The organism is Vibrio sp. RE86, from assembly GCF_013114545.1.
In the GTDB taxonomy this organism is placed as follows: domain Bacteria; phylum Pseudomonadota; class Gammaproteobacteria; order Enterobacterales; family Vibrionaceae; genus Vibrio.
Window position 1 is genome coordinate 190,562 of sequence record NZ_VTXI01000004.1, and the last position, 25,813, is coordinate 216,374.

Sequence of the window (25,813 nt, forward strand, 5' to 3'; positions counted from 1 at the left end):
TTAGTTTTTTTCATTCGTTCACGAGCAAAAATTGGACTATATTCCGCATGTAACCTGTTCCCTCTTTACTCTGTATAGGCACACCGAATGCAAACGTTCGAAATCGCTATCTTTTTACAGTTCTTCCTTGGTTTAGTCGCCGCGGTGAACCCAGTAGGCATCATGCCTGTGTTTGTCTCACTAACCGGGCATATGACTCAGGAAGAAAAAAACAAAACCGCCGTCACCGCCAATTTAGCGGTCGCGATTATTTTGGTTGTCTCGTTACTAGCAGGTCAGATGCTGCTGGATATGTTTAGTATCTCGCTAGACTCGTTCCGAGTAGCGGGCGGGTTGCTTCTTCTGAGCATTGCGTTCTCGATGATGAGCGGTAAGTTGGGTGAAGATAAGCAGAATAAGCAGGAAAAAACTGAATACGTGAGTCGAGAGCAGATTGGTGTGGTTCCATTGGCAATGCCCTTGATGGCTGGCCCTGGTGCCATCAGTTCGACGATTGTTTATGGTTCGCGCTATCCAAGTGCGTTCGATACGGTCGGCATTATTGTGACGATTGCGCTGTTCGCACTATGTACTTGGCTTCTTTTCCGTTCTGCGCCTTTGATTGTGAGATTCTTGGGGCAAACAGGAATCAACGTCATCACACGTATCATGGGTTTGATTCTAGGTGCGCTTGGTATTGAGTTCATCGCAAACGGCTTGCGTAATCTCTTCCCTGGGTTGGCCTGATCCTCCGAATATAGGTATGATAGAGCGACTGTTTCATAGGTCGCACTATCATGCCACGCAACTCCCTTAGACATCACCTTTACATCATTATCTTTGGTACACATACCAAAGCAGGCCGCGCATTCGACATCGCGCTTATCGTCGCCATTATTTCATCGCTCGTCGTATTAGTTTTAGAGTCCATTCCAGCCATTAATGCAAAATGGGCCACTGAGCTGCGATACATCGAATACTCCTTTACCGCTCTATTCACCATAGAATATTTGCTTCGACTCTATTGCTCACCTAAGCCAACGGCTTACGCTAAAAGTTTCTATGGCGTCGTGGACTTACTGGCCATACTGCCAACCTATTTAGCGATCTTCTTCCCAGCGGCGTCATTTATGGGCGTGGTACGCGCTCTGAGGGTAATGCGCATTTTCCGAGTGCTAAAGTTGGTGCGCTACCTTCAAGATTCCAACATCTTATTGCGTTCACTCCTTATGGCCCGTCGTAAGATTGTTATCTTCTTTAGTACAGTTGCCATATTGGTCACAATCTTTGGCGCATTGATATTTGTCATTGAAGGGCCTGACAACGGCTTTACTAGCATCCCAAAAAGCATCTATTGGGCTATCGTGACGATTACTACGGTGGGCTATGGGGATTTGGTGCCACAAACTGATTTGGGTAAGGCAGTGGCATCGCTCACAATGTTATTAGGCTACTCAATACTCGCAGTACCGACGGGGATTATCACCGCAGAGTTAAGCCAAGAGATGAATTCGCATAAGTCTCTAGTGAAATGCCCTAACTGCTCGAAATCAGGCCATGAGTCGGATGCGATGTTCTGCAAGCATTGTGGCAGTGAACTGGCAGATCCTGATAGGCGTATTGTCGACATAGAAAAATAGAGCACTTTTACGTGCTCTATTCCAATTATTCTTTCGTCCAAATACGTGTATTTAGGTCAAGATCTTCGACAATGCCGATAAAAAGCATCAACTCATGATACAGCTTTTTAAATGACTCAAAATCAAAGCCTGCCCAGTTTATGTTCGCTTCAAAGTTGTCTTGGAAATTGTTAATCGCAATGTAGAGCTTCCCATCAATGAACGAAAGCATTATCGAGAATGCGCCTGAATCACGTCGAAATGCTAACAACTCTTCCATCAGTTTGGGAGTAACAAGATATCGAGCTTCAACTTCATCTTCACTGTATACGTTAAACACGCTCTCAAATTCGTCGTTCTCCATTTTTACTGTTTCAGATGTCCTTTCTCTACCATTTGAGGCACCTTGCAATACTTGAGAACTGGCCTTTTCAACGATGCTATCTACAAACGAATTATTCAACCCACCCAGCATGGCTTTGAGCCCACTCGATTCAACAAAAACGGGAGTTTTAAAGTTTTTGTTACAATCAGCAATAAAGAGTACTCCTTTGAATGCATCGAACGCATTGCGCTTTCGATCGAGGACACTGAGAGTTAAATCAGAAAATTCAACGTCCGTTTTACCAAGAGTGCCTTCAAAGTGATCATTACCAAAAGAGCGATCGAACCCATCAAACAAACGGCTGTTATATACATGATGGTCACTGACTCTGAGATTGTCAGTGTACGACAGTGAGCAATTCAAGTCTGCAAGCGTCTCTTCAATGACGATACGCTTGTAATCATTCGCTAACCGTAGCTCTTGCGACCCTAGCGTTCTAACAGGGCTCGCGTTATCTATCATCGTGTTACGACGCATTGCTCGTTGGATATTGCGTATTGCAAACCAAACAAGAGCCCCAAGTATGATGGCTGTAACTGCCAACCCCATAAAGCGTTCACTTTGATTGAGTGCAATATGCTGAAAATAAATGGCCGAAAATGTAACCGTAACAAACATTAGTGGAAGCAGTACTACCAATGTTGGAATTAAAGCCAAGATGATCGACAGAATTTTCAGTCTCGTTTTTGGCAAAGCGTCCTGTGTCTGATCAAGTTGTTCAAAGTTACCCAATTTGACCGCTATGTTTGATTCATAGAAAGCTTTTAGTTGTTGATTGGTCATCATATTCTTCACCTTAGTCCTTCTGAGATGTTTGGTCTCTCAGTCTCGTGAACAGGGACATCAAACAGAGCCCGAACTGACAATCCCATGAACTTAGCCATGATGTTAGATGGCACCATTTCAATCGCGTTATTCAAGTCTGTCACAGCTGCATTGTATGTGCGTCTGGCTGCTGATAATTGGGCTTCAGTTTCATTAAGGGAACGTTGAAGGGCGAGAAAGGCATCACTTGACTTCAGATCAGGGTACGACTCAGAGAGCATATTAATCGTTGGAAGTACTTTAGAAACTCTACTTTCGATGTCGACCATCTCTTGGTCTTTAGTATTGCAACTTAAGGCTTGAGTGCGAAGTTCCGTGAGTTCTAACAATGTACTTTGCTCATGGTCGATATGAACTTTGACTGTTTCCACTATCTGAGGAATCAAGTCGTAGCGCTGTTTGAGCATGACATCGATAGAGGAGTCGGCATTCAGGACTCGGTTCTTCTTAGCAATTAACGTGTTGTAGGTTGAGACTAACCAAACTGCCAATAATATAATGATGGCAAAGCCAATATAGTCCATTTTCTAACCTTGCTGTTTATCTAACAATCCATACAACACAACATACCACAAGGGTTGGCTTTTGTTAAAACAGGGTAAAATCAAAAAAAGCGCCAATCGGCGCTTTTTATTTAGAGATAATAAAAGATTACTTTTCAGCTAGGATAATACGCAGTGTACGACGCAGTGGTTCAGCAGCGCCCCATAGAAGTTGGTCACCAACTGTAAATGCATTTAGGAAGTCGTCACCCATCGCCATCTTGCGTAGACGACCAACTGGGATAGATAGCGTGCCCGTTACTTTCGCTGGCGTTAACTCTTGCGCTGTAATATCACGGTCGTTTGGAATCACTTTAACCCAATCGTTATGAGTCGCGATCATCTCTTCGATTTCATCCATTGGTACGTTCTGTTTCAGCTTGATAGTCAATGCTTGAGAGTGACAACGCATCGCACCGATACGTACACAAGTGCCGTCAATCGGTACTGGTGCGTCTTGGAAGCCTAGAATCTTGTTCGCTTCAACGCCCGCTTTCCACTCTTCTTTGCTTTGGCCATTTTCACGCTTCACATCGATCCAAGGGATCAGTGAGCCTGCAAGTGGTACACCGAATTTATCCGTAGGGAATGATCCGCTGCGCATCGTATCTGCCACTTTTTTATCAATATCCAGAATTGAGCTAGAAGGGTTCGCCAGTTCAGAACTTACTGAGTCATTGATAACACCCATTTGAGAGATGAGTTCACGCATGTTCTGAGCACCCGCACCAGACGCCGCTTGATAAGTCATCGCGCTCGTCCACTCAACTAAGCCTTTCTCGAATAAGCCACCAAGGCCCATTAGCATCAAGCTCACTGTACAGTTACCGCCAACAAACGTGTTGGTGCCACCGTGAATACCTTGCTGAATCTGTGTCAAGTTAACAGGATCAAGAGTGATGATTGAGTCTTCAGCCATACGTAATGTTGATGCAGCATCAATCCAGTAGCCTTTCCAACCTGCTTGACGCAATGCTGGGTACACTTTCTCTGTGTAGCTACCGCCTTGACAGGTAATCACAGCATCTAGCTGTTTTAGACTTTCTAAATCAAACGCATCTTGCAGAAGACCAGCATCTTTACCTAGGTTAGGCGCAGGGATTCCAACTTGTGATGTGCTGTAAAATACAGGTTCAATGAGATCGAAATCTTTCTCTTCTACCATGCGCTGCATCAGTACCGAACCCACCATGCCACGCCAACCGACTAAACCAACTCTCATCCTTCACTCTCCGTGTAATCAATTCAAAATAGGGAATACCTTCAATATTCAATTTTCACAGCAAAATCTCAAGAGAAAATTGCATCAAATCTGTAACTTTTATTACTTATTTTGATAATTACTTACCAACCTTCTGTTTTGACGCCTTTTTGCCCACTTGTTATTTCCCCAACCAAAACAACCCATCCCGAATACAATCACAAAAAACATGTGCCACATAAACTTTACATTTCAAAACATTTCGAACCATTAAAATTAACCATTTACCATATATTTAACTATTTACACTTCAATCAACAGATATAACTCACAGCTTATGGACATTTTCTCGAAATATAATTCTAGCTACTGTAAAGTGCACCTCGTACCTAATAGGAGTTAGCACTCCTCCCATTAGTGGTGCTAAACACTCCATATTCACTCGCTAATAACTCTAATAAGAGGCTCTGTATGACGCAACTTACCCCCCGTCTGCCAAGCTTGATGCAGGTTGTTGTTTCTCTTGGTTTATTTTTGCTCCTCGCATTTTCGTTCACTGCGCAGCTCGATCTACCCATTCAACTAGCTTTGTATATCGGCTGGTTCATCATCATGTTCCTTGGTATCCGTTTAGGCCATCAATATAAAGATTTAGAAAAAGCGGCTCTAAATGGTATTTCCAATGGATTAGGTGCCGTCCTTATTCTTCTGGCTGTGGGTGCTTTAGTTGGCACTTGGATTTCTGGCGGTATCGTACCAACCATCATTTACTATGGTCTGAAAGCAATTCACCCTTCTATTTTCCTTTTAGCGACGATGATCATCTGTTCTCTTACTGCCCTAGCGACAGGAACATCATGGGGTGCAGCAGGTACAGCAGGTATCGCGATGATGGGTATTGGTCAGGGCCTTGGTGTACCAGCGCCAATTACAGCGGGTGCTGTACTTTCAGGCTGTTACTTCGGTGATAAAATGTCGCCTCTGTCTGACTCTGTGATTCTTGCCTCTTCAATGTCGAACGTTGAAGTAATGGAGCACATCAAAGGCATGCTGCCGATTGCGCTGATTAGCTACATTATTACGGGCATCATGTTTACTGCATTTGGTTTCCACTATGCAGGTAACGTTGATATGTCTCAGGTACAATCTGTGATTCTGGCGATGGACGAGCAGTTCTACATTACGCCTTACTCATTTGTTCCTGTCATCATCGTGCTTGGCCTACTGGCGATGCGCATGCCCTCTTTCCCTGTGATTAGCTTTGGCTCCTTGCTTGGTATTATCTGGGCTGTGATGATTCAAGACGTGAACTTCCTACAAGCGTTCAACACCGCTTGGGCTCCGTATGAAATTGAATCTGGCGTGGCATTTATCGATTCAATCTTGAACCGTGGTGGTATGTCATCAATGCTTGGTTCAGTTGCGGTGATCGTATTTGGTCTAGGCTTTGGTGGTCTACTAGATAAAGTCGGTGTACTAGAGACCGTTGCGAAGCTATTCGAGCGTCGAGTTCAAAGCTCAGGCTCGTTGGCAACAAGCACTATCGCGACGGCCTTTATGGGTAATATTTTCGGCTCTGCAATGTATGTATCTTTGATTCTTACACCGAAAATCTGTGCGAAAAACTACGACCGCCTAGGCTACAAGCGTAAAAACCTATCTCGTAATGCTGAGTTCGGCGGCACATTGACATCAGGTATGGTGCCGTGGAGTGATAATGGTATCTATATGGCAAGCATCTTGGGTGTTGCAACCCTTTCTTATGCACCTTTCATGTGGTTGAGCTTTGTCTGTATTATCGTGACTATCGTAACGTCATACATGGGTTGGTTCGTTGATAAGTGTGAACCGACCGCACCAGCGTCTGATACCGAAACAGAAACTGAGCTAGAAAAACAGACTGCATAACCTAGCATCTGAATACAAAAAAACGCCTCAGTAGAGGCGTTTTTTATTGTCTAATTATCCACTTTTCTTACTGCGGAACGCTTACCCAACATATACCCCAAACCTAGTGGAGCAAAGAAGATCGCGATAATAAACAGCACAAAGTAGATGATCGTGCTCTTAATCAGTTCAACCAGTTTATCAATAGCAAGGGCCACCACGTCTTGAGATACTTTATCGATATCTTGAGTGAACTTCTCTCTCTCATGACTAATGATTAAAGCAATCTCAGCTCGCTCTCTTGCCACCATCGCTTCGAGCGCTTGTCGCTCCATGCTCAATTGTTCAATACGCTCGGAGGTTCGAACATCTATCTCTTGCACTAACGGCTCTAGCTGCACCGCCATTTGGCGCGCTAAGTCTTCCATATACTCTGGATTGTTCTCCACAAAGTCTTGGAATGACTCCGATGTCGCTTGTAAGCTCTGAAGCGTTTGGGTTAACTGCTCACCACTGATCGAACTATTTAACGCGATTAACTGCGCTTTCCAAGTCATCAATTTTGGCGTCTGTTCTGACACCAAACTTAAACGGTCAGAAACATCACCTAACGCTTCAGGCATAGTTCCTAGCGTTGACACGGCTTGATCTTCACCGATTTGATTGGCTTCAAGCCATGAACGATAAGCTGGCGTGCGAATAAAACTTAAGTCATCAAATGGGTGTTGTTGCGCAAACTTTGACACGAACACTTTCGTTGATGCGTAACTGTTGTTTTTTAACAGTGACTTAGCCAATCCATCAATATCATTCGCGAGAGTCGCAGCGACGAACTTTGCCTCATCACTGGTAAACAACCCTTGCCCCGCGCCCTGATTAAAAAACTGATTCATCTGTTCAGTGAAGACCCAAGTATCGATCAGGGCAGCCGTTGGTGACACTTGATAAGCCGATTGCTGTACACCTTCTTGTGCATTGATTTTCCACAGCAGCAAGTAGGACTGGTGCACCTTATCTTGCTTATCATAACTTGCAGATAGGGTGTCCGCGGCTTGCTCAACCTGTGAAAAGAACTGCTGGGTGTACTCGCGTGTCAGCAAGCGCATGTTGAGCTCTTGCTGCGTTAATGGCGTGGTTTGACTATCAAGTTTCACTTCAAGCAGCGAACAACCACTTAAAGAGAATATGAGTGTAAGCAGAATAAAAGCAGGAAAGCGACGCACCAGTTTGACCTCTTAGAATAAGAAAGAGCGAGAGTATAGAACTCAAAAGTCAGCGCATCGTCAATTCTCGATGGCAGTATTCTCTTTTAAGAATAATCTGGCTTCATCAATCGCACGTTCAAGGCGTAAATTAAGCTCATCAAGCAATGCCGGCACTAAGGTAATATCATCTTTGATTGCCTGCTCAACTTTGCTTGCCGCTTCTCTAAGTTTGTCTGCACCCAAGTTTCCACCAACACCTTTGAGGCTATGTGCTTTACGCTGCGCCTCTTCAGGCGCATCTGTGAGCAATCTTGTGATGCTTTCAGTATCCTGGCTATGATCTTCAATGAAGACTTCAAGCAGCATACACACCGACTCTTTATCCTGATTAAGGGAGTCGAGCATCTTAGCAAAATTGATTTCTGGCTCTCGGGTGTCAGTTGGTTTCTCTTGTGCTAGTTCGGTTGTATCTTGTGTCGGCAAAGGCGAGACATTCGACTGAGGTGGCTGCGGCTTTATATCCTGCTCGACCAACGGATCCTGCTTGGTTCGCACTTCTGGGCTAGACGTTTTCAACAACCAAAGGTAACCCAGTACCACCAAGAGACTTATCAATGCTCCTACCCAAATATGTTTAAGTAACAGACCATTGAACTCGCTACGTTGTAAACTGATTTGTGCGTGAACATTATGGCTAATTAATTTGTCCACGATGTATGTCCCTTGCGCGTAGCCCCCTAACACGGAGGAAACTGTGGCAAGCACTTGCTGCAAATCTTGACGTTCTCGAACAGGTAGTTGGTTCGATATGGCATAGATTCTGTCCAAATCTCGATAGATTTCTGGGCTTGACTCGTTATTACTAAAAATAGCGTCAAGCACGTTGGCCCCAAGTCGGAGATAGAGCTGATGAACGTCTGTATTCTCCTCGTTGCGTTCACGCATAACACGAATTTGCTCAGCTAGGGCCACCAAATCAAGCGTGTTGTCTAAATAGAGTTGGGTTTGCTCAATAAAGCGATCAGTCGTGAACAAAAGTTGGTTTATATCAGGAAGGAACCAGCTGCGCTGATAGTGCGCATCAAGCTGTAATCGAAGTGCATAGATAAGTTGCAAGTTCAGCGCTTGGGAGTCCGCCATTTGAACACGATAAGGCACATCGAAACTAAAAGATTCACGTAATTCTTGGATGCTACTCCCGAGCTCGTAAATCTGTTCTTTGGTCGCACTTGTCGAACGGTAGCTGCTTGCGATAACCGCAATGCAAACGCTCCATAGGACTAAAAGCAACCACCCAAGTTTGAGCGTTTTGCGGTCCATCGTCCTGCCTGTATTGATAAATTCCCTTGAATACAAGCATATACACAATGGCTAAGATATACAGGACTAACTGCAAAAATGTTGCAGTTAGTCTGATTTCATAGAGGGGATTATTTGTTGCGAGTCAACTGATCACGCAAGTTTGGTGGGGTACCTTTAATCGTCAGCGTGTCTGTCTCTGGATCGTAGAATACACGTTCACCCAGCAGCAAACTGTCAAAGCTCACGTTCAGACCGCCACCAGCGCCCACATATTTCGTCAGTTTACGTACAGCGGTACGATCGCCCGGGAAGCTTTCTTCAAGTTGGTAACCTTGCTCTTGCGTGTAAGCCTCAAAGCTGGTGCCATCTTGTGAAGGAGGTAGCTCACCAGAAAGCTCGCGCACTTGCACTTCATCACCCGACTTAATCTGCTCGGTACAGTAATCCGCAACCTGCTTCTTGAAACTGATCGCTTCGTCTTTCTCTAACTTCGAGTCCGTACAGAAATCTTCTACCGCTTGCATCAACACTTGGTTCTGCTGCTTGGTATCTAAACCCACTTCTGCCTGTAGGAAGTCTAAAAAGAAATCTGCTACTTTACGGCCTACGCGACCTTTGATGTATGCAAGGTAGCGGTTCGATTCTTTATCCGTTTCGTAGCTCGTTAAATCAATACGTGCTGCGATATCCATCTTGCTCAGATCGAGATAATCTGTCGCACTAATGTCTAGACCTTCAGTTACTTTCAAACTTTGGTTTGATGGGATGATTGCAACGAACAGGTAATCTGTAGCTAAAGATTGGTATTCAGCAATCACCAAGATGCCTTCATCAGCAAATGGGTACTTTGACAATTCATCTTTTAGGCGATTTGCACTCGATTGTGAGAAATCGTAAAAATTTTGATTTCCTTTACGTAAATCTTGCAACCAGTTCTGGAATTCACTGTCAGACTTGAAAGAGCCAAAGCCTTTACCCGCTTTAGAATTGAAAACGCGGTGGAGTTCAGCCACTAAGTCTTCAGTAGAAGAGTCATTAGTCAGAGACTCTGGGCGAAACTTAACAATAAGTTCTTCTGAATCGTTTTTTTGCAGTTGGTGTAAGATAACATTAGAAAGGTGAAGGCTCATGATGAAATTTATCGCTGCGTAGGTTTCAGTTGCGTGGCATTGTAGGTTATCATAAGCCGCTTTACTATCATCATTAGAGTCTTTATGCCGATTACATCTAAATACAGCGACGAGCAAGTTGAACAAATCTTAACTGAAATTGCCGCAGTACTTGAAAAACATTCAGCAGGTGCTGAACTTGCATTAATGATTGCTGGCAATATCGCTACCAATGTCTTAAATCAGGATGTTGCTGCTTCACAACGCAAAGCAATTGCGGAAAAATTTGCAGAAGCGCTTGTATCTTCAGTTGAAGACAAAAAACACTAAAAAATAATAACGGATAATAGAACACTTACATGGTCGATAACGCAAATACATACGGCGAACGCGTGTCGCGTTTAGTGGGTTGGGGGCATTGGTTTGCCTTTTTCAACATCATTGCGGCGATGCTCATCGGGACCCGTTATATCACTCAATCACCTTGGCCAGAATCCCTTTTAGGGCAATTCTACCTTGCCGTGTCTTGGGTTGGTCACTTTGGCTTTCTCGTATTTGCACTCTATCTCTTGGTTCTATTCCCGCTCACGTTTCTCATTCCGTCACGCAAGCTGTTTCGCTTGGTGGCGGTTTGTTTTGCGACCATCGGCCTCACCTTGCTGTTGGTTGATACCCAAGCCTACCAAACTATTAATCTGCACTTAACGCCTGTCGTTTGGGAAGTCTTGTTTAATGATGATACGTCTACCGTAAGTGCTGACTTACAACATTTGTTTGTTGTCTTGCCATTAATTTTTCTGCTGCAACTTGCTCTTTCAGAGTGGGTTTGGCGCAAACAACGTAAACTCTCTCACAAGCATATTGGACGACCAATTGCTGCCATTTTCTTCGTGAGTTTTATTACTAGCCACATTGTCTACGTTTGGGCAGATGCTTACTTCTACAACCCAATTACGTCGCAACGTGCAAACTTCCCTCTCTCATACCCTATGACAGCGAAATCCTTTATGGAGCGTCATGGTTTACTTGATCGCGAAGAGTACTTAAAGCGATTGCAAGAGAGTAAGGATAGTGTCGATCTGGTTCGCTACCCGATTGAAGATATCGAATTTAATCGTCGTGCTAACCCACTTAATATTCTTGTCGTTAGTGTGAACAACTTACGTGCCGATATGTTGAGCGCAGAATCCATGCCTGCAACCTATCAATTTGCACAACAAAACCAAAACTTTAAAAACCACTTTAGCTCTAGTAATGACTCTTTTGGTGTGTTTGGTCTATTTTATGGTTTACCGAGCAGTTACTCGTCAAGCATCAAGGCACAGGGTTCTAAACCTATCCTTATCGATACCTTGCTAGAAAAAGAGTATGCCTTCGGACTCTTTAGTGGCGATAACTTCGATGAGCCGCTCTACGGTGAAACCGTTTTCCGTGGTATGAGTTTTACGGGTATTGCATTCAATGACACCAAGTCACCTGATTCGCAAGCTATCGATGCATGGTCAAACTGGGTGACTCAGCAAGGTAAAAAACCTTGGTTCAGCTACATTGAGCTGACAACCGTAGATAACTTCAGTGCTTACAACAGCAGCGATAAAGGCATGTCTGCCGGTGAAAAAATCAAAGCGGGTTACATTAAATCCGTTGAAACAGCGGACGCAGAACTCGCTGATCTTTTAGAAAAAATTCAAGAGCACGAACTTTCTGAATCAACCGTTGTTGTGATTACATCGAATCACGCAACTGAGTTTAATGAAAGTAAAACCAACAGCTGGGGCTCAAACACCAATTACAGTAGTTATCAGCTTCAAGTGCCTATGGTGATTCATTGGCCTGGTACGCTTGCTGGTGAATACAACCATCGCACTAGTCACCTAGATATGTCGGTAACCCTGCTGCAAGACTTACTGGGTGTGTCATCAAACCCAACGGACTTTAGCAGTGGACGTAACCTGTTTGATGAGCGAAAGCGCCGTTGGATTCTGGCAGGTGACTCTCGCGAACTTGCGTTAATCACGACTAAGAACACTACGGTTATCGATAAGTTTGGTAACTACAAACTGTATGACGCGAACTACCAGCGTCTGAAAGATGATAACCCTACTCTACCAGTATTAATGCAAGGCTTAACAGAGCTTCAGCGTTTTTACGTTAAAGGGAATTAAGTTCAGTTGAATGGAGTCTTGGCTCCTATACTTCAGAATAAAATGATGTACAGAAAGAGAGCTTCGGCTCTCTTTTTTGTTTCCATCCTCCCCAAAGAGTACAACAAATACGCGCTTAAACACTTTTTTAAGCCTAAGCGCTCATAATTAAAGCAAACAGTAAAATTAGGGGTTTACAAGATTTCACTACCCCTATATCATTCGCCTCAACAACGGAGAGATGGCTGAGTGGTTGAAAGCACCGGTCTTGAAAACCGGCATACGTTAATAGCGTATCTAGGGTTCAAATCCCTATCTCTCCGCCACATTCAAAACCCTAGTCGAAAGACTGGGGTTTTCTCGTTTTTGGGTAAGACATTTTTGTAGGGATTTGCACAAATCCATCCTTGAATGCAAGCCCAGCACTCCGCCACATTTAGAAAAAGGCCGCTAAGCAATTAGCGGCCTTTTTCATTTCAAGAATCAGTATTCCATCACAGCCTATTTAGGTCTTCGTTATCCCCCTGCACATAGCTTCCCAAGTGCGTGGAGAATGTCTTCGTTTCAATAAGTTCTATTAGCTTATCTTTCAGCTCCACAGGATAGATGCGCTTACTGGCTAAATCCGCAATAGGAATCCACTCAACGCTCTTTATGTAACTTTCGTCATTGAGCCCTTTTAAATTATCGAGATGTGGCGTTCCGGTGAAGCTATCGATCAAATAGAAAAACTCGGCGTTATATCGGTTTACATGAGCCTCTAAAAACTCTCTCACACAAAGAAGTTCTCCAACTTCCACATCAATCCCAGCTTCTTCTTTTAGCTCTCTTACCACTGCAGCTTTAGTGCTTTGATCTTCGGCCTCCATACCACCACCAGGTGGGATCCAGTACTCTCCCGTAAAGTTATTCACACGCAGCAACAATACCGCGCCGCCATCAATGAGTATTCCCGCAGAGCGGATTCGATGTTCCATTAACTTTCCTTACTTTCCATAAACTGATAACGCAGCCTGAATAAGCTGCATATGAATGGGAACCAGTGCTTGATGCTCGCTTCGGTACCCTCCTCCAACTACACAGGCGATTGGAAGGTCTCGCTTTTTTGCCAGCTCGAACATAAACGCATCACGGGTGTAAATTGCTTCACTAGAGACGTTCAGGTAACCGAGCTCATCATCTTTATGGATATCGACGCCTGCATCATAAAGAATAAGATCAGGCTGATGCAGATTGATCGCCATTTCCACAACGGAGGTAAATGTTTCCAGAAACTCTTCGTCCCCTGTTTCTCGTGAGAGTGGAACATCAAGATCAGAATTGGGCTTACGAGCTGGAAAGTTCTTATCACAGTGAAACGAGAGCGTCACGATATCATCGATACTGGCGCACAGTGTGGCTGTACCATCGCCATGGTGTACGTCACTATCAACGATTACCACCTTATCTATGCCTTCTAGGCTTAACGCTCGCTTTGCCGCTAACACCAAATCATTGATTAAGCAAAATCCACTACCATAATCATGATGAGCATGGTGGTAACCGCCGCTCAGGTGAATGGCGATACCTTTTCCAATCGCTTGATTGACGGTTTCGCAAGTACCTGCCGCTGAGGTAAGCGTTCGAGTAATCAGTGTTTTACTCCATGGAAACCCAATCCGACGCATTTTAGGCGCTGGTAATTGTCCTGAAAAAAGCTGCTCAATATAATCCGAACAATGCACTTGAGTCACTTCATCGACTGAGAGCGCTTTCGGCTCAACATAGTGAAAAGCTTGCATCCAATGATCACTTTCCACCCGCTTACGTTCTATCGCTTCAAACAACAATCGATATTTATTGATCGGGTAGCGATGCCCATCAGGAAGGGGCAGATCTGAATAGATAGAGTGATAGATTAGCGGAATCATAGGTGAAGCAAGCGGCCTTGTGATAGCTGAACATTTAGCCTGCTATGTTATCAGCTTGACCTATCGTTTTGAATTGAGTTAAATGATAATAATTATCAATCAAAAAACTCACACAATGACCTCAACATTCTATTTTATCCTCGGTATTGCCGCTGGTACCTTTTCTGCCCTATTACTCTTCCTCGGCATGCTTCTCGGCTCATGGCTATTTATCTCTACACTGATCCTTAACTAACTTCTCGCATGTCATGATTTTTTGTTACGCTTGAACTCATCAAATTATGGTGAGGAAACCTGCTATGAATACCGTTCTTATTACAGGGGCGAATCGAGGTATAGGACTGAGTTTAGTCAAACACTACTTAAAAATAGGCTTTAAGGTTCACGCAACCTACCGCTCTGAAAACGATTCGAAAGAACTTATCCACCTCAAAGGGAAGACGCTTTCGCTGTACCAGTTGGATGTAACGGACTACGAGGCCGTTAAGCAACTCTCCGCTCAGTTACCGGCCATAGACTTACTCATCAACAACGCAGGTTACTATGGCCCTAAAGGGTATGGGTTTGGCAACACCGATGTAGAAGAGTGGCGTAAGGTCTTTGAAATCAACACCATCGCGCCGCTGAAACTCGTCGAAGCCCTCTACCCTAACTTACAAGAGGGTGGCCTAAAGAAAATTGCGTGCCTGTCATCTAAAGTCGGTAGCATGACCGAGAACACATCGGGCGGCGGATACATCTATCGCTCTTCTAAGGCTGCACTAAACTCAGTAGTGAAAAGCCTTAGCAACGACTTAACCAAAGATGGCTTTACGGTTCTCGCACTCCACCCAGGCTGGGTACAAACGGAGATGGGCGGACCAAATGCCCTAATCGATACCGACACCTCCGCCGCAGGGTTAGTTCAAGTCATTAATAACGCAGACCAAAACCAAAGCGGCAAGTTCATCAACTATGATGGCAGTGAACTCCCGTGGTAATCGAACGTACTTAGTCAGATGACCCTGAAAGGATTCGCTTATAGGTATGCCACGACACCTCTTTAGAATAAGCCTCATTGTGACTTTGCTGACTGGTTGCAGTGATGACAACCCGACAACTCTATTCGAAACCTATTTGGATAGAGTCTCGAATGTGCAAGCAAGTGACTCCCCTGAAGTCTCAGTGAGCTATTCTGCACTACCTCGCAAAAGAGAGTTACGAGTAGATATTCCTCCGCTTACTTTAGGGTTACTCGATAGCTATCAACTAAGGCAGTGTGGTCTTTTTGAATTAATAGCGCAGCGGAATTCAGTGTTAGGTAAGGTCGCTGACGAATTTCGCAATTATGACTATCAAAGAGACTTGCTCAAAGGTCTGGCTACTTGTGTTGAAAACAATCAGCTTGATCCCAGCCTGAAGCAGACGTTACTAGAAATACAGAGCCAGAAGCATCAGCAACTGACTCTACATCAATCGAATCTACTTTACGCCAGCGATGCTATGCAGCAGCAACTCAGTGGTAGTCGATGGCTAGGGAAAGGACTCTCGGAACCTGTTACGCAAATCGACCACGCTTTATCGACTCTATCGATGTCTTTCATTGAGCCACTGGAAAAGGGAAAGGTCACCAAAGTACAAGAGGTATTGGAGAAAAACGCCATCGTCGGCAATCTCGACTATTCCTTAGTCCATGCGGCCCAACAGCTCGAAACAGTGACTGCGCAGCTCAAGGAATACGATGAAAGAATCATTTGTGGGCCTCAGAGAGACGATACGAAGTTTCGACATCTCAACAATGTATTTGAGCAGCAATATGTCGCCAAAATTCAACCATACATGGCGACTCTCGACAGTTACTACCAACAGCTCAGCCCACATTTCACCCTTTTTGAACCGGCTCCAGATCGCCTCGATTACCATTTTCCAATCAAGCAACATCACGATGAATTTCGCCAAGCAATAAGGGCGCACGTCAGCTACTGGCAGTCTCTATTTAAGCGCTGTGGGCGTCAAGTTGGCCGCTCTTAGACCGAGTCCGCAGCCGTTCATAAGTCTCGCTTACACGCAGGCGTAACTCCTCTGGTAGCTCGACGTCTTGAGGAGCTTCACTCTGTTTAAGGCGTTCACTTTGCGCGATCAGTTTCGCCGTCGCGATGTCATCGAGGGAAAGAAACTCGGCGACCTTTGTTAGATGCTCTTGTGGCTCAGAGCAGAGTGCATCGTAATCCACAAACATCACCCTGTCAGACTCAATCGTTAACAAGTGGGAGAAGCAATCAGCCCAATATCGATACCAGAACTCTCTCTCTTTCGCTTGCTCGACAAAAGACGCCTCTCTTTGACAATCAACTGCGGTGAACTGGACTGGTTTGAGGTTTTCACCAAAATCAAAGTGGCCGATGCCCGCCATATACAGCTTAGCGAACTCTTCTTGTTGATGAATATCCAAGAAGTTGAGATGTTGATGATGCATTGATCGACAATGTGAGTGAGGGTGCCGAAACGGAATCAAGATTTTGCTAATAGGAAACTGATTTAAAATCAGCTCGGTGCGTGCAATATTAAGGTTATTCTTCGACAGATAACTCAAACCTTCGGGGCTTGAACACCGAGAAATCAACTTGGCTTGATGACGTAAAAAGAACTCATTGAACTCTTTATTCTTCTCATTAGCGGCCCACGAGCGAATAAACGTTTTCTGGTAATGGCTACGCCAAAACGAAAGCCAAATAACTTCTTCAAACGCTTCGGGGCTATCCACGCTGACTGACATGCCATCACCGTGCGCGCGTTCCATTTGCACGCTCTCCTTTCGGAACAATCTAGAAAACTTTGACCAAAATAGTGGCGTGTGGATGAACGGCATATCTCGATAGGTATGAGTAACAAAGCGCTCACTCTCTAAACACAGCTCCATAAGCAATGTTGTTCCACTGCGAGGCAAAGAGGCAATGAAGACAGCATTGTGAGCGTCGCTCTTTTTCCCTTTAAACAGAAACTTATCTTCGAGCCTAGACAAGAAGATCTGAATATCTCGGCTTGCAAACGCCAGTAAATGAAGCGTTTTCTCTAAGCGGCTGTAATGCACTTTAAAGCCGTGACCAACTAGGGTGTCTTTATTTGATTTACTCGAAGATAGTCGCCATACGATAAGGCCAACCACTGTCATCACAGCAATGAAAGGCAGAGATAAGGTTGTCGATACCACCTCTTGTGCATCGACAACGTTCAGACTGTCGAGAATACCCAGAATAAGCAAAGGTAACAGCACCACTGAAACCATAAGGCCAAGTATGATCAGGAACTTGATAATCGATTGTATCGCCGCTGACTGTATCTGGTGCTCTTGTTCATCCTCACTAAGAGAAACATCCGCGAGAGTGATTAACACCAACTGAAAATGGCTGGCTAAGTTGATTATGCGGTTCAATAACTTAAATTGGAAAAAGAGACCGATTGAACCTAGGGTTACTGCACATGCAGCAAGCCAGTGAAAAACATCACTGGCTGTCATCCTGACTCACCTGATTGGCTGCTTTGCGCTTTTTCATTACACGTTTTAGTGGGAACCAGATAAAGCCAATAAATACCAAGACAAAAATCAGCACAATCGCCAGCAATGAGCCAATCGCACTGAGCCCAACACCCGGCCCTATATAGGCAGAAGCACTCAGTGGGAAGCACAGCAAAAAACACGCTAAGTAACTTATCCAACTAGACTGGAATTTTTTCATCTCTAGTCTCCTTTTACTCAAGGCTTTGATTATTCGTCAGTAACAATACAAACCTTACTCAAAGCCTAATACACTTCTGACGGTTTTCCTCAAAAAAGGCGCGATCAAACTTTGCTGGCAGACGCTGGGCTTCATCAATAAAGCCCGTTAAGTCGTTCGGTAATAGATTGAAGTATTGCCACACAATACGTCCTTCATGCAGCTCAAATGCCCGTCCTTCTACCGCTTCGGTGACCAATATGTTGCCATTATCTAGGATTTGATGTTTGCCCATAATGGCGGTAAAGAATGGTTCATCTTGAGTGCCCTGATAACGGATTATAGGTTCATTGACTCCCGCTTCTAATTCCAAAATTCGACTATACGGCATTGGCGAGTAGGCAGTGTGGGTGTAATTATCAAACACCAGAATTCGATTCCCATCAATGAAGTCAGGGTCATGTTGTCTAATAAAACTGCCGGTAAACTGATGTTTCACTTGCATGTCTTGGTCGAGAACCAATACTGTGTGGATGTTTCGCAGTGAGATCATTATGTCACCAGTCTCAAACGCTCCCGGCTCCATTGTGGATGGAAAAATATCGATATCATTGATATGTAATGTGTCGCCGGTGACATCAACGTAGAAGGGGCGGTTATTCGACATATAGAGCAAGCTTTCGAGATGGTTGTCTTTAAGAATATCAAACAAGCGCCACTCGCTAACTAGCTTGCCCTCAGACGTCATTTTAAAGATCTTAAAATCTTCAAAATCAGGAATATAGCCAGGCAAGTCGGCCAATGGCTCAAACTGATAATCTTGCCCTAATGTCCATAAATAGCCTTGCTCATCTTTAACCAGTGCGTGATGAGTCATACGTGGGAACTTCCAAACTAGGTTGCCACATAGATCCATACGAAATAGACCCGACTCAGATAGGCTAAATACCAAATCTCCGTTGTCCATCAATACCACACCATGCGTGAAAACCTCAGGCTCTCTGGTTGGCGCTTTACTCTCAGGAATGTGGGTCGCATCAGGCCAAAGCTCAAACCAATTGATCTGCCAGTTGTGGATAACATTGCCATCCACATCAATGACCGAGGCTTGCGAATGATTGTTTGGCCCAATACCGGTAATCAGTGATAATCCCGGCTGGATCGCTTGTCGGTCAATGACATCGACTTGCTCTGAGCGCGTACTGTGTCGGTAGTACCAAGGCAGTTCGCCAGTGAGTATCCGTTTGATTTCAAGCACTGCGGGTTTGGCATTTTGGATGAGGTTATAGGGAAAGAGTTTTAACTCCATCAAGATCGCCCCAATCAAGAAACCTTGGAGCGCTATCAATAACATCCTTAGGTTTGTCTTCACTCTGCTCTCCCTAACCAGTTGATTAGGCGACACAAACGTGACGCCTTAATAATCTAGCTTAGTCGAACATGGATGATTCAGCGGTTAAATTGACCTAAATAGCCGCTCGGTAGATTATGATTTCTTGGAAGACTTAGTCGTGCGACGGGCACGCTTTCGCTTAAACGCAGGCCTTTCCACTTTTGGTAAATGACGCAAAGACTCAGGTACTTCTCCTGACTTAACTTGAGACATTAAGCCATCAATACGCTGCTCTAACGCTTGCATAAAAGGTTGATACGCTTGGTTTCGCTCCGCCATACCTTGAAGCTGGTGCTCCCAATGAGCCGTCATGTCGGGATACGTTGATTCTGATGGCAAGGCATGGACTAAACCACGTCCAGCAGGGCTACTCAAAATTGACTTGCCTTGACGAGTTAACAACTGGCGCTTGAACAGGGTATCGAGAATACCCGCACGGGTAGCTTCCGTCCCCAAACCATCGGTCTCTTTTAGTATTTTTTTCAGCTCTTTATCGGCAACAAAGCGTGCAATACCTGTCATCGCTTGCAGCAGTGTTGCTTCTGTGAAGTGTTTTGGTGGTTCTGTTTTGCGATCCTTAATCTCACCTTCACGGCAAGTTAGTACGGTGCCTTCAGCCAATGGTGGAACAGTATCGACACTCGCATCTTCATCATCCACTTTGCCCATCAGCTCTTTCCAACCAGCAGAGACAAGTTGACGACCTTTAGCGATAAAAGTGCCGCCAGCTATATCAAACACTAGCTTCGCTTCCGCATAAACTGCCGCAGGATAGAACTGCATCAAGTATTGCCTCGCGATCTGCTGATAGACCTTCATTTCATTACCAGATAAAGCGTTCACCGAGGCTTTCTTGGGCGTTGGAATAATGGCATGGTGAGCATCCACTTTTTTATCATTCCACGCCTTAGATTTCAGGCTAAGATTTGCTCCTGACACCGCACTCGACAGCTCTTTGGCATTTCCGCTGATCGCATCAACCACACTGCTTGCTTGTGAGTAGTGTTCCATTGGCAAATAACGACAATCAGAGCGAGGATAAGTGATGAGCTTGTGCTTTTCGTACAGAGCCTGACAAGTGTCTAGTACTTGTTGCGCACTCATCCCAAAACGCTTTGCAGCATCAATCTGTAATGCCGATAAAGAGTATGGTAAAGGTGCGGCATGTTTAGTTTGCTTCTGTTCAGACTCGACGACTTTCGCAGGTTGATTTGTGATGCGACTGGCCACATTCTCAACCAGTTTACGATTGAGGACTCGCCCTTCCTCATCTTGATAAGGTTTACAAGCATCACTTGGCTTCCAACGCGCACGAATGTCAAACTGCCCCCCTTCCGCTTGATATGGAATCAGTGCATGCAAGGTGAAGTAATCTTTAGGTACGAAGTTTTCGATCTCTTCGTCACGACGCACCACCAGCCCAAGAACTGGAGTTTGCACTCGCCCGACAGATAACACGCCCTGATAACCGGCTTTTTGCCCAAGAAGCGTATAGGCGCGAGACATATTCATACCGTAAAGCCAGTCCGCGCGCGAGCGAGCTAATGCGGAAACAGACAATGGGATAAAATCACGGTTGCTGCGCAGTTGGTTCAGCGCACGCTTCACTGCAGGCAAGTTAAGATCACTAATCAAAAGGCGCTGAGTAGACTCTTTTTTGGTCTTGCTCACTTTGCAGTAATCAAGTACCTCATCAACCAGAAGTTGCCCTTCTCTATCTGGGTCTCCTGCGTGCACGATATGGCTAGACTCTTTGAGTAGCTTTCGCACTACCGTGAGCTGTTTGCTCGCTGACTTACGAGGACGTAACTGCCACTGCTCAGGGACGATAGGCAGATCCAAAAGATTCCATTTTTTATATCGGTCGTCGTAGGCATCAGGTTCAACTTGTTCTAACAGGTGACCAATACACCAGGTCACAACATCGCCATTTCCACAGCGGATAAAACCTTGATCATTTTTTTTCGGGCCAGGTAACGCAGCAGCAATGGCTCGACCTAAGCTGGGCTTTTCGGCAATAAAGAGACGTGACATAGAGATTAAGAAGACAGATACAATAAGGGCCACATTATCGAATGTGGCCCTTATAAATCAAGAAAAACTGTAAATTTAAACAGTAGTTACTTGCTGTAGATTACTCTTCGCTTGTTCCAGCGCGAGCAGCAGCTTCTTTGATTAGAGGCTGAAGTTCACCTTTCTGGAACATTTCGATGATGATGTCACAACCACCGATAAGCTCGCCTTCAACCCATAGTTGTGGGAAAGTCGGCCACTGTGCGTAAGCTGGTAGCTCTGCACGGATATCTGGATTTTGTAGGATATCTACGTAAGCAAACTTCTCACCACACGACATAAGTGCTTGAGATGCTTGAGATGAGAAACCGCAGCTTGGTAGTTTTGGAGAACCCTTCATGTAAAGAAGGATTGAGTTTTCTGCGATTTGCTGTTTGATTTTGTCGATAGTTTCCATTGCTTCCTCTTTAATGGAGTTACTGCAAGTTATCTCGCCATTCTAAACCATTGGTAGAGAATAAAAAGCCTAATCTACATGGGGTTTTAGGCCATAATGAAATTTCATATATAAATTACCTAGCTAAGCTTTTAATAAGACGAAAAATTGCTAAACTAGAGCGCAAGTCAGCACAATGACCGTGATCTATTTTTGTCTAGATCATGAATAACAAATACATTGGAAGCAATCGAAAGAGTCTTCTCTCTTTCATATTATACGGAGAATCGAGCAATGGCATTTGAACTACCAGCTCTTCCTTACGCAAAAGACGCACTAGAACCACACATCTCTGCAGAGACTCTAGATTTCCACCACGGTAAGCACCACAACACTTACGTTGTTAAGCTAAACGGTCTTATTCCTGGTACTGAGTTCGAAGGCAAAACTCTAGAAGAGATCATCAAGACTTCTACTGGTGGCGTATTCAACAACGCAGCTCAAATCTGGAACCACACTTTCTACTGGCACTGTCTAGCGCCAAACGCTGGCGGTGAGCCAACAGGTGCAGTTGCTGACGCAATCAACGCTGCTTTCGGTTCTTTCGAAGAGTTCAAAGCGAAGTTCACTGATTCAGCAATCAACAACTTCGGTTCTTCTTGGACTTGGCTTGTTAAGAAGGCTGACGGCTCTCTAGAGATCGTTAACACTTCTAACGCAGCAACTCCTCTAACTGAAGAAGGTACTACTCCACTTCTAACAGTTGACCTATGGGAACACGCTTACTACATCGATTTCCGTAACGTTCGTCCAGACTACATGAATGCTTTCTGGGCTCTAGTTAACTGGGACTTCGTTGCAGAAAACCTAGCTAAATAATCCTACCCCTAGGGATTAAAAATTTAGTCGATTAAAAAGCCAGCAACTCGCTGGCTTTTTTCATTTCTTGCCCTGATTTTTCTAAAGTTTCTCGTTGCAATGTCGCTATAAAAGCATCAAACGAGGAACATCATGCAAATTCATACTTTAGACAAAGCGAGCATTATCAACGAACTTCAGTTCGGCAAGGGGATTAACCATGCTGTTCACGAAGGGCGTCGTGCTGACTTTGCCTTTATATTGTCGATGTTCTCTGATGATGTGCGTGACAATACACCGATTGAAAAAATCGATGAAGTCGATACCACCGAGCAAGCACTACGTAAGAAGTTTGAATTGCAGCTACCTCAACCTTTACGTTCAGACCAAAGTTCGTATGAAATTTCAGCTCAACAAGCCTCTCTCTTTCACACATCGGGCCTACCGAGCGCCAAGCTCAGTCACTATCTGCAACCAGACGCTCTGACCTACTTACCAGAAGACACTCACGATCTTCCCGAAGAAGTCTATCACAACCTATCTGGCCACCAGCGCCGAGCAATGGGTGAGAAAGAGCCAAAAGAGCTGATGCCTGTCGATCTTTACAATCAACTCATAAAAGCTCAGCGTACATTCCAGATCCAAGCTCAGGCTTAATGGCCAATCAGCTGAGTTAGCATAAAAATAGAGTAATAAATACAGCCAGTTAACAAAGCAAGTACCGCTAGGATCATAGTGTTAATATTACTGGCAAGTCGCTTGAAGTGCTTATCTAACCTTGCTTCACTGCGGCGGGCGATTTTTGCAATGTTTTTACCCATATTGCCGCGTTCTAAAAAAATAGCTACGTCAGCCATTGTTTCTATATCAAAGAGACCAACATTCACTACGTCATGGGCTGCTTGACCTCGACGAATATTTTTCGCCATCCTCTCTGTTTTGTCTTCAATCCAGCCTTTACTGTTTTTCTCAATAATTTTAATCGAATCAATTAAAGAGACTCCAGATGACAGCAACACAGCCAGAGACTGAAGAAAGTAAGTCGATGAAATACTTTTATGAGTGCAAAATGGCGGTAATGGATCCAATCGCATACGAAACTTAGACTTAGAGTGAACACAATAAAAACGTAAAAACATCACAAAGCAAAAGCCAGCTACAGCCGCAAAAATACTTTCAAACGAGCCAAAAAACTGTCCCACTTGGTAGACTGTCTTTGACAATTGAGGCCAAGTCTCGAGAGGGATCGCTCGTTCAAAAACTGGAAATACCCTTATTGCGAAAAAGACGATAACGCCGATAGCGACACAAACTGTTATCATCGGCTTGACCGTAGCTGAAAGCACCTCATTTTTAATTTTCTGCTTCAAGGTAGCCATCTCACTCAGGGCTTTAAACGCTACGACAAGTTCACCCGTTTTCTCGGCAACAGCCAATACAACCAATTCACTCTCTGGTACATAGCCTTTAAATATTTTTTCCAACTTGCTCCCTTTCTTAAACTCTTGCAGCCATTGCCCGTAGAGCTGAGCTTTCTTTTTGCTTTTCAGCTTGTCGGCGATATTTTTCATCTGCTGAATAGCGAGGAAAAGAGAAATGCCTTCTTCAAGCATCGCCGAACACTTCTCATAAAAGGCTATTCGCTCTCCGACAGACATCGCGCGAGAGCTTTTTATTTTAATTGTGGAGAACATACTACGCTTACTCTATAAAACCGAATTTAGATTCAAACTCTATCGGGCACAGCAGTCCCTTACTCACTAACTCTCCGGCCTTGTCCCTTAGCGACTTACCAAGAGCAGGATCAACTTGATGAGATTTAGACCAAGCATTGAAGAGATCTAACGAGTCCTCTTTCGCAAGTGCAGCCAAAATTTGTTCATCTACTGCCAACATTTCTGCCACAACTCGTCGTCCAACGTTTCCCGTAGAGCCACATTGGCTGCACCCAGATGGGTTGGTAAAACGGATGTTCGAACGCTCCTCATCAGTGAGCGTCGCTGATTCATCTATTCGATTAAGAGTCTCGTTAGCTAGCCCTTTATTTCTTGCCGTCTCGATTGTATGGCTACACTCTGAACACAACACTTTGACTAACTTTTGGCATATCACACCAGACCAAAAGTCGACCGAGGCTTGTTTTTTGAGACTCACACCTAAGCTCGATAAACGCTGAGCTGCACCAACAACGGATGACGCATGCAGTGTGGAGACAGCAATGTGACCACCTTCAACAATGTCGACCAGTGCCGTTGCGGTATGAGGGTCGCGTGTTTCACCTATCAGCAGCACATCAGGGTCGCGGCGCATTGCCGAATATATCGCTGGCATAAAGGCATTTTTATCGGCATTGAGTGCTCGAACAACCGAGGTTTGAATCGCACCGCCAATATCATATTCCACTGGGTCCTCTACTGTGATCATAGAGATTTTTTTGTCATGGAATTCGTAGTACAGCCACTCAAGCATGGCTTTGATTGTGGTTGACTTACCCGATCCTGTCGTACCACACACGACAATCAATCCATTGGGCCTACTGAACATTTTCTTTAGTGCCGCCATTTGGTATTTATCAAAACCTAACGACCGAATGGAGTCAGAGTAGCTCTTACCTACTTTATCGAGATCAGCTTGCTTCTTCTTGCCACCAAGCACACGCAAAACCACGTGGTATGACTCACCATCGAGGGAGTGAATGGGCATATGTGCATAACGGAAAGTGTAATTGACGCCAGAGATCTCCATTGCGATCACCGCGTCTTGTGGCTCACGACGGTTCCACGCAATCCCTTTACCGGAGGCGTTAACGTTATAAAGCACACTCATCATCATGTCGCAGTCACTTGGGTGAATCTGACTGTAAGGCACTACGCTTCCTAGCTTACGCATACTTACTGTGGTGATGTTTTTTTCACGAATGATATGGACATCGGAGGCACCTTCAAGCACCGCACCTGAGAGTAGCTCTCGTACTCTCAGTTCCGCTTGGCTCATCAACAGTACATTGTCTTGGTTGCTAAAGTCCTTGCGCAGGTACTGAGTAATATTTTCCTGAACAAGGCTAAAGAACTCGTTGGCACATTCATAAACCGTCGTCACTATGGGTAAATCTGCGGAACTTAACCTGTCATTAATAACCAACAACTCACGTCGATCGAACTTAGACTTACGCACAAAGGCATACACCAAATCTTCTGGATCAATAACTAGGATCACGTTCTTAAACTCACCGAATATCTCTTCAGTAACAATCCGTTCATAGAAACCGAGCTGGTCCACCGACTTTATAGTTTCATATTTAATCATTTGT

General features: G+C 44.6%; 24 protein-coding genes and 1 tRNA gene. 10 read left to right on the plus strand and 15 right to left on the minus strand.

From position 1 onward, the window contains the following. The first annotated feature begins 87 nt into the window (after window positions 1–87). Window positions 88–726 carry a YchE family NAAT transporter gene (locus F0231_RS06050; protein ID WP_171758821.1) on the plus strand — a complete coding sequence of 213 codons (639 nt, stop codon included), beginning with the start codon at window positions 88–90 and terminating at the stop codon, window positions 724–726. Between the two features lie 50 nt (window positions 727–776). Next, a complete protein-coding gene (locus F0231_RS06055) occupies window positions 777–1,619 on the plus strand; it encodes an ion transporter (protein ID WP_171758822.1) in 843 nt (280 codons plus the stop codon). A 25-nt stretch (window positions 1,620–1,644) separates the two neighbouring features. On the opposite strand, the gene F0231_RS06060 is transcribed toward F0231_RS06055, so the two are convergent. The 3 genes from F0231_RS06060 to asd form a co-directional block, all read right to left on the minus strand. Beyond that, window positions 1,645–2,769, minus strand: coding sequence for a DUF3137 domain-containing protein (locus F0231_RS06060; protein WP_171758823.1), 1,125 nt, complete (start codon window positions 2,767–2,769; stop codon window positions 1,645–1,647). 5 nt (window positions 2,770–2,774) lie between these two features. Beyond that, window positions 2,775–3,332, minus strand: coding sequence for a LemA family protein (locus F0231_RS06065; protein WP_171758824.1), 558 nt, complete (start codon window positions 3,330–3,332; stop codon window positions 2,775–2,777). A 127-nt stretch (window positions 3,333–3,459) separates the two neighbouring features. After that, window positions 3,460–4,572: an aspartate-semialdehyde dehydrogenase gene (gene asd / locus F0231_RS06070; protein WP_171758825.1), complete on the minus strand. Its 1,113-nt coding sequence runs from the start codon at window positions 4,570–4,572 to the stop codon at window positions 3,460–3,462. A gap of 450 nt (window positions 4,573–5,022) precedes the next feature. On the opposite strand from asd, the gene nhaC reads away from it, so the two are divergent. Beyond that, window positions 5,023–6,459: a Na+/H+ antiporter NhaC gene (gene nhaC, locus F0231_RS06075; RefSeq protein ID WP_171758826.1), complete on the plus strand. Its 1,437-nt coding sequence runs from the start codon at window positions 5,023–5,025 to the stop codon at window positions 6,457–6,459. A gap of 50 nt (window positions 6,460–6,509) precedes the next feature. On the opposite strand, the gene F0231_RS06080 is transcribed toward nhaC, so the two are convergent. From F0231_RS06080 to yejK, 3 genes are all read right to left on the minus strand, one after another. After that, window positions 6,510–7,661: a chemotaxis protein gene (locus F0231_RS06080; protein WP_171758827.1), complete on the minus strand. Its 1,152-nt coding sequence runs from the start codon at window positions 7,659–7,661 to the stop codon at window positions 6,510–6,512. Between the two features lie 60 nt (window positions 7,662–7,721). After that, window positions 7,722–8,963, minus strand: a complete 1,242-nt coding sequence (locus F0231_RS06085) for an Hpt domain-containing protein (protein WP_171758828.1) — start codon at window positions 8,961–8,963, stop codon at window positions 7,722–7,724. A gap of 110 nt (window positions 8,964–9,073) precedes the next feature. Continuing rightward, entirely contained in the window at window positions 9,074–10,075 is a 1,002-nt protein-coding gene (yejK, locus tag F0231_RS06090) for a nucleoid-associated protein YejK (protein ID WP_171758829.1), read from the minus strand. 84 nt (window positions 10,076–10,159) lie between these two features. Between yejK and F0231_RS06095 the strand changes: the two genes are divergently transcribed. The 3 genes from F0231_RS06095 to F0231_RS06105 all read left to right on the plus strand — a co-directional run bounded on the left by F0231_RS06095 (window position 10,160) and on the right by F0231_RS06105 (window position 12,524). Then, on the plus strand, window positions 10,160–10,384 hold the full coding sequence (locus tag F0231_RS06095) for a YejL family protein (RefSeq protein WP_171758830.1): 225 nt from the start codon (window positions 10,160–10,162) through the stop codon (window positions 10,382–10,384). 29 nt (window positions 10,385–10,413) lie between these two features. Next, window positions 10,414–12,219 (plus strand): DUF3413 domain-containing protein, encoded by a 1,806-nt coding sequence (locus F0231_RS06100; RefSeq protein WP_171758831.1) that lies wholly within the window; start codon window positions 10,414–10,416, stop codon window positions 12,217–12,219. Window positions 12,220–12,433: 214 nt separating this feature from the next. Continuing rightward, window positions 12,434–12,524: transfer RNA gene (locus F0231_RS06105), tRNA-Ser, on the plus strand. A gap of 168 nt (window positions 12,525–12,692) precedes the next feature. Here F0231_RS06105 and F0231_RS06110 read toward each other — a convergent pair. Together F0231_RS06110 and F0231_RS06115 are read right to left on the minus strand one after the other, a co-directional pair. After that, the gene (locus tag F0231_RS06110) at window positions 12,693–13,175 is read right to left on the minus strand and encodes an NUDIX domain-containing protein (RefSeq protein ID WP_171758832.1); all 483 of its coding nucleotides are present in this window, start codon (window positions 13,173–13,175) and stop codon (window positions 12,693–12,695) included. A gap of 9 nt (window positions 13,176–13,184) precedes the next feature. Then, complete coding sequence (locus tag F0231_RS06115; protein ID WP_171758833.1) at window positions 13,185–14,108, minus strand: histone deacetylase; 924 nt, start codon at window positions 14,106–14,108, stop codon at window positions 13,185–13,187. A 299-nt stretch (window positions 14,109–14,407) separates the two neighbouring features. Here F0231_RS06115 and F0231_RS06120 point away from each other — a divergent pair, with 299 nt between their 5' ends. Both F0231_RS06120 and F0231_RS06125 read left to right on the plus strand, forming a co-directional pair. After that, window positions 14,408–15,088 (plus strand): SDR family oxidoreductase, encoded by a 681-nt coding sequence (locus tag F0231_RS06120; protein ID WP_171758834.1) that lies wholly within the window; start codon window positions 14,408–14,410, stop codon window positions 15,086–15,088. 46 nt (window positions 15,089–15,134) lie between these two features. Next, the gene (locus F0231_RS06125) at window positions 15,135–16,118 is read left to right on the plus strand and encodes a DUF3080 domain-containing protein (protein ID WP_171758835.1); all 984 of its coding nucleotides are present in this window, start codon (window positions 15,135–15,137) and stop codon (window positions 16,116–16,118) included. Here F0231_RS06125 and F0231_RS06130 read toward each other — a convergent pair. The 5 genes from F0231_RS06130 to F0231_RS06150 all read right to left on the minus strand — a co-directional run bounded on the left by F0231_RS06130 (window position 16,084) and on the right by F0231_RS06150 (window position 21,666). Further along, window positions 16,084–17,604 carry a sulfotransferase gene (locus tag F0231_RS06130; protein ID WP_171758836.1) on the minus strand — a complete coding sequence of 507 codons (1,521 nt, stop codon included), beginning with the start codon at window positions 17,602–17,604 and terminating at the stop codon, window positions 16,084–16,086. The genes F0231_RS06125 and F0231_RS06130 overlap by 35 nt on opposite strands. Next, window positions 17,591–17,824 (minus strand): hypothetical protein, encoded by a 234-nt coding sequence (locus tag F0231_RS06135; RefSeq protein WP_216612035.1) that lies wholly within the window; start codon window positions 17,822–17,824, stop codon window positions 17,591–17,593. Before F0231_RS06135 ends, F0231_RS06130 begins: the two co-directional genes overlap by 14 nt. A 58-nt stretch (window positions 17,825–17,882) precedes the next feature. Then, window positions 17,883–19,175 (minus strand): arylsulfotransferase family protein, encoded by a 1,293-nt coding sequence (locus F0231_RS06140; protein ID WP_171758837.1) that lies wholly within the window; start codon window positions 19,173–19,175, stop codon window positions 17,883–17,885. Between the two features lie 114 nt (window positions 19,176–19,289). Continuing rightward, complete coding sequence (locus F0231_RS06145; RefSeq protein WP_171758889.1) at window positions 19,290–21,230, minus strand: DNA topoisomerase III; 1,941 nt, start codon at window positions 21,228–21,230, stop codon at window positions 19,290–19,292. A gap of 100 nt (window positions 21,231–21,330) precedes the next feature. After that, window positions 21,331–21,666, minus strand: coding sequence for a Grx4 family monothiol glutaredoxin (locus tag F0231_RS06150; RefSeq protein WP_171758838.1), 336 nt, complete (start codon window positions 21,664–21,666; stop codon window positions 21,331–21,333). 273 nt (window positions 21,667–21,939) lie between these two features. Between F0231_RS06150 and sodB the strand changes: the two genes are divergently transcribed. Further along, window positions 21,940–22,524 carry a superoxide dismutase [Fe] gene (gene sodB, locus F0231_RS06155; protein ID WP_126575682.1) on the plus strand — a complete coding sequence of 195 codons (585 nt, stop codon included), beginning with the start codon at window positions 21,940–21,942 and terminating at the stop codon, window positions 22,522–22,524. Between the two features lie 132 nt (window positions 22,525–22,656). Further along, window positions 22,657–23,160, plus strand: coding sequence for a VC2046/SO_2500 family protein (locus F0231_RS06160; protein WP_171758839.1), 504 nt, complete (start codon window positions 22,657–22,659; stop codon window positions 23,158–23,160). On the opposite strand, the gene F0231_RS06165 is transcribed toward F0231_RS06160, so the two are convergent. Together F0231_RS06165 and F0231_RS06170 are read right to left on the minus strand one after the other, a co-directional pair. Further along, window positions 23,157–24,197 carry a type II secretion system F family protein gene (locus F0231_RS06165; protein ID WP_367613463.1) on the minus strand — a complete coding sequence of 347 codons (1,041 nt, stop codon included), beginning with the start codon at window positions 24,195–24,197 and terminating at the stop codon, window positions 23,157–23,159. The genes F0231_RS06160 and F0231_RS06165 overlap by 4 nt on opposite strands. A gap of 7 nt (window positions 24,198–24,204) precedes the next feature. After that, a complete protein-coding gene (locus tag F0231_RS06170) occupies window positions 24,205–25,809 on the minus strand; it encodes a GspE/PulE family protein (RefSeq protein ID WP_171758841.1) in 1,605 nt (534 codons plus the stop codon). Window positions 25,810–25,813: the final 4 nt, after the last annotated feature.